The organism is Sulfurivermis sp., assembly GCF_059410345.1.
In genome coordinates, this window is sequence record NZ_JBLJDO010000030.1 from 16,039 (window position 1) to 21,154 (window position 5,116).

The window sequence follows — 5,116 nt, forward strand, 5'->3', positions numbered from 1 at the left end:
AGAAGAGCGCCCTGTTTTACCAGCAGCAACTGCGCCGCCACCCGCAGCGCCAGCGCGCCGTCGACTACCTGAAAAAACGCGGCCTGTCCGGCGAAATCGCCGCCGCCTTCGGCATCGGCTACGCCCCCGAGGGTAAGGGCCATTTGCTCCAGGCCCTGGGCCAGGACAAGGAACTGCAGGACCGACTGGTCACCACGGGCATGCTAATCGAAAAGGATGATGGCCGCCGCTATGACCGTTTCCGCGACCGCATCATGTTCCCCATCCGCGACTACCGCGGCCGGGTCATCGCCTTCGGCGGGCGCGTGCTGGACAAGGGCGAGCCCAAATACCTCAACTCGCCGGAGACCCCCATCTTCCACAAGGGGCGCGAGCTGTATGGCCTGTACGAGGCCAAGCAGGCCCTGCGCGAGATCCCGCGCCTGCTGGTGGTGGAGGGCTATATGGACGTGGTGGCCCTGGCGCAGTTCGGCATCCGCTACGCCGTCGCCACCCTCGGCACCGCCGTCACCAAGGACCACCTGGAGCGCCTTTTCCGCACCACGTCCGAAGTGGTGTTCTGCTTCGACGGCGACCGCGCCGGCCGTGATGCCGCCTGGCGCGGTCTGGAAAATGCACTACCCTTGATGCGCGAAGGACATCAACTACACTTCATGTTCCTTCCGGAAGGGGAAGACCCGGACACCCTGGTGCGCAGCATCGGGCGGGACGGGTTTGAGCAGTTGGTCACGCAGGCGCAGCCGCTGTCGGAATACTTCTTCGAGCAGATGGGCAAACAGGCCGACATCACCCGGCTGGACGGGCGGGCGCGGCTGGTGGAACTTTGCCGCCCCTATCTGTCGAAGCTACCCCCGGGCGTGTATCGCCACCTGATGCTGGATCGTCTGGCACAGCTGGCGCACATGGAGCGTGACGCCCTGGAGCGCATGCTGGGCGGAGAAACGGCACCCGCGGCCCCCATCCCGGCCGCCGGCAAGCCGGCCAAACCGCCCGCCGCATCCCGGCACCAGCCTTCGCTGGTACGCAGCGCCATCCGCCTGCTGCTGCAACGGCCGGCCTTGGCGCAACTGGTGGGCGAGCCGCAGCAACTGGCGGGATTGCAGTTGCCGGGGTTGCCGCTGCTGGTAGAAATGCTTGATCTGCTTAGGCAGCACCCGCATTTAACCACAGGAGCCTTGCTGGAACACTGGCGCGAGGGCGACCAGGGCAAGCATCTGTTTGCCCTCGCCCAACGCGACATGCTGTTGTCGCCGGAACAGGACAACCTGGAACAGGAGTTCACCGATACCGTCGCCCGCCTGCTCCAGCAGTTGCGCCGGCAGCGCCGGCTGGAACTGGAACAACGCTTCGGCTCGCTCAGCGAAGCGGAAAAAGATGAATATACTCAACTGGTTAGAGGTAACAACTGAGGCCATGGCAGAGACCGCCCCATCGAGTTTGGGAGCCGGCTGACTATTGGTATATAATCTTGCGATTTTTCGCTTCATTCTGCCCTCAGGGATGGGGGCGCACAGTATGCAGGTAACATCGAGATGATGGATCAAGATCAGCAATCCCAGCTGAAAATGCTTATTTCCAAGGGCAAGGAACAGGGCTTCCTGACCTATGCCGAGGTGAACGACCACCTCCCCGATGGCATCGTCGATCCTGAGCAGATCGAAGATATCATCGGCATGATCAACGACATGGGCATCCTGGTGCACGAGCATGCGCCGGACGCCGACAGCCTGCTGATCTCCGACAATGCCGTCACCGCCGACGACGAGGACGTAGCCGAGGAGGCTGCCGCCGCCTTGGCTTCGGTGGACAGCGAGTTCGGCCGCACCACCGACCCCGTGCGCATGTACATGCGCGAGATGGGCGCGGTGGAACTGCTCACCCGCGAAGGCGAAATCAAGATCGCCAAACGCATCGAGGACGGCATGAACCAGATGCTGGAGGCGCTGGCCTCCCATCCGGAAACCGTCGCCATGCTGTTGGGTGAGTTCGATCAGATCGCGTCCGGCACCACCCGTCTGGGTGATATCGTCACCGGCTTCATGGACGTGGACGCCCCTGCCGAGGCCATTCCCGAAAATATCGACGCCGCCGCCGAGTTGGAAGCCGATGCTGGCGATGATGACGAAGAAGAAGAAGGTGAAGGCGGCGCCGATGATGAAGCCGCCGACACCGGCCTCGACATCGAGGAAGTGCGCGTACGCATGGAAACCCTGCGCGACCTGCACACCAAGCTGGTGGCCGCGCTGACCAAGCATGGCAAGGATCATACTCGCACCAAGAAGCTGAGCGAGGAGCTGATCGCCGCGTTCATGGAATTCAAGCTGGCGCCGAAGATGATCGACCGTCTGGTCGCCAATCTGCGCGAACTGGTGGAGCGCATCCGTACCCACGAGCGCGTGATCATGGATCTGTGCGTCACCAAAGGCCGCATGCCGCGCAAGGAGTTCATCACCTCCTTCCCGGACAACGAAACCAATCTCAAGTGGCTGGACAAGCACACCAAGAACGGCAAAGGCTACGCCAAGGATCTGCAACAGGCCGCCGACGAGGTGCGCAAGACCCAGGAGAAGCTCATCAGCCTGGAACAGGAATGCGGCATGTCCATCACCGACATCAAGGACATCAACCGCAAGATGTCCATCGGTGAAGCCAAGGCGCGCCGCGCCAAGAAGGAAATGGTGGAGGCCAACCTGCGTCTGGTGATCTCCATCGCCAAGAAGTACACCAACCGCGGCCTGCAGTTCCTCGACCTGATTCAGGAAGGCAACATCGGCCTGATGAAGGCGGTGGACAAGTTTGAATACCGCCGCGGCTACAAATTCTCCACCTACGCCACTTGGTGGATCCGTCAGGCCATCACCCGCTCCATCGCGGACCAGGCCCGCACCATCCGCATCCCGGTGCACATGATCGAAACCATCAACAAACTCAACCGCATCAGCCGTCAGATGCTGCAGGAAATGGGCCGTGAGGCCACCCCGGAAGAGCTGGCCAAGCGCATGGAGATGCCGGAAGACAAGGTGCGCAAGGTACTCAAGATCGCCAAGGAACCGATCTCCATGGAGACGCCCATCGGCGACGACGAAGATTCGCATCTGGGCGACTTCATAGAGGACAGCAACGTCATGTCACCGGTGGAATATGCCACTGCCGAAGGCCTGCGCGAGGCCACCCAACAGGTACTGGAAGGACTCACCGCGCGCGAGTCCAAGGTGCTGCGCATGCGCTTCGGTATCGACATGAATACCGACCACACCCTGGAAGAAGTGGGCAAGCAGTTCGACGTCACCCGCGAACGCATCCGTCAGATCGAGGCCAAGGCGCTGCGCAAGCTGCGTCACCCCAGCCGCTCGGAACAGCTGCGCAGTTTCCTCGACTCGGAAGGCTGATCAAAGCCCCACTGCTGGGTATACTAGGCGCGCTCGCAGGGTAACCTTCGGGCGCGCTTCATTTCCGGGGCCTATAGCTCAATTGGTTAGAGCAGAGGACTCATAATCCTTTGGTTCCAGGTTCAAGTCCTGGTGGGCCCACCAAATAAAACAAAGGGTTATGAGGCCATTCCGAGTTTTATATAACCGGAGTGTCCACATAATGTCCACGTCTGTAAATTCCAAGAAGTATCGGAAGTTCTGGAGCCACCTTCCCATTGAGGAGTACATTCTCTTGGAGTTGGAGGCTCACCGTCGCGGCCTCACCCCTTACGAACTAAACACGCGGGTTCTCTCTGCTTGGCTTCGCGCTAATGTTGGGGGTGGGGTGGGGGCTACCTCGTCGCCGTCGCCTTCGGTCGTGCCAGCCTATTCCCTCAACGGCGAGTAGGCCGCAAGGAGGGGCCCCCTTTGGGGAGGACGCCTTGCGGCCTACTCGCCGTTGAGGGATGCTGGCCGGCCTCGAATCGGTGGCGATGGCGGCGTGGTAGCACCCACCCCAAGGGGGCTACCTTGGAGCCTGAGCCGGAGGGAGTTGCCTTGTCGTTGCCGCGTAGCATTTATCCACGGGCCGGAGTCTTCAAAGCGCAATGCTTCTGCCTTCGTGGGGAAGGTTTTTCTAAATCGCTTCCCCTCCCTGCCTCCGGGCCGGATATCAACCTTCCATCCATTGTTCGTTTTCTCTATTCCCATCGTTCGTTACCTGACGTGCTTGTAACACGTCTATCAGAATGACATTCAAGGTGTCCGTAGGCTCACATCGTTACACAATAAAGTAAAACGTATTGCGAAATAATACAGTGTAATGCACACTAAAAAACAATAGTAGACAATAATACGTATTGCAATATAATACGCACATGAAACATAGACTGACGCCAGACCAGAAACGGGAATTTAAGTCCTACTTGGAAAAAGCGGGATGGGATGCTCACCAGATTGGGGAGTTATTGCATCCTGAAAGGGCTTGGAGCGCGTATCACTTGTGGAAAGCTAAGGGCGGGGAAATTCAGCCAGGTGAAATAGGCGCAGTCTCAAAAGCGTTAAATCCTCCCGCTCAGGCTGTTGGCGTTCAAGAAAAGCGTAGGGGGCGGGGGCCGGGTAAAAAGCCCGCAAAACAGGTTACAACCGTTCAGCTTGACCCGGATATGTTGGAGGGGTTGCAGCAAGTGGCGGAGCGAGAGGAGCGCACGGTAAGCGCGGTGATAAGGTTGGCGATTCGTGACTACTTGGAGAAGGTAAATGGATAAGCTGCGAGAAGTAATGGATGACCTTGATTCGCTTTATATGGCTTATGAGGGATTGGAGATACTGGCTACGTCTGCCGACCATGGGCAATCTGACCATGTGGGTCATGTGCTCTCCGCGTTGAATGTCCAGTTCAAAGCGCATCTTGAAGCGTTGGATGGGCTGCGGAAAGGTAAGGGTCTTTCGGTGGTCAAGTGATTGGCCACATTGTGTCCACAATTATTATGGTTTGTAGTGTCTTATAGTGTTTTTGGCGCACGTAACTATATGAAATCAATGGTTATAGTGTTGTAACGTGTAGCTTTGGAAGGGTCTCATAATCCTTTGGTTCCAGGTTCAAGTCCTGGTGGGCCCACCAAACAAACAGGGGGGCATACGCCCCCCGTCATCACATCCAAAACGGTCTTCCCGCCGGCGCTACTGGAATCCCCATACCGGCG

Annotated in this window: 4 protein-coding genes and 1 tRNA gene; all 5 read left to right on the plus strand. The window is 58.8% G+C overall.

The features are described from left to right. Positions 1-1,409 (plus strand): DNA primase (dnaG, locus tag ACMV8A_RS15005; protein ID WP_495326691.1); only part of this gene is annotated, 1,409 nt, incomplete at its 5' end. A gap of 126 nt (positions 1,410-1,535) precedes the next feature. Further along, on the plus strand, positions 1,536-3,389 hold the full coding sequence (gene rpoD, locus ACMV8A_RS15010) for an RNA polymerase sigma factor RpoD (protein ID WP_495326696.1): 1,854 nt from the start codon (positions 1,536-1,538) through the stop codon (positions 3,387-3,389). 67 nt (positions 3,390-3,456) lie between these two features. Further along, positions 3,457-3,533 (plus strand) — tRNA-Ile (locus ACMV8A_RS15015). 755 nt (positions 3,534-4,288) lie between these two features. Further along, positions 4,289-4,678: a CopG family ribbon-helix-helix protein gene (locus ACMV8A_RS15020; RefSeq protein ID WP_495326692.1), complete on the plus strand. Its 390-nt coding sequence runs from the start codon at positions 4,289-4,291 to the stop codon at positions 4,676-4,678. Next, positions 4,671-4,874: a hypothetical protein gene (locus ACMV8A_RS15025; RefSeq protein ID WP_495326693.1), complete on the plus strand. Its 204-nt coding sequence runs from the start codon at positions 4,671-4,673 to the stop codon at positions 4,872-4,874. Before ACMV8A_RS15020 ends, ACMV8A_RS15025 begins: the two co-directional genes overlap by 8 nt. Positions 4,875-5,116: the final 242 nt, after the last annotated feature.

Coding starts and splice junctions, on each gene's coding strand:
- rpoD (WP_495326696.1), top strand. CDS start 1,536: ATGGATCAAGATCAGCAATCCCAGCTGAAAATGCTTATTTCCAAGGGC.
- ACMV8A_RS15020 (WP_495326692.1), top strand. CDS start 4,289: ATGAAACATAGACTGACGCCAGACCAGAAACGGGAATTTAAGTCCTAC.
- ACMV8A_RS15025 (WP_495326693.1), top strand. CDS start 4,671: ATGGATAAGCTGCGAGAAGTAATGGATGACCTTGATTCGCTTTATATG.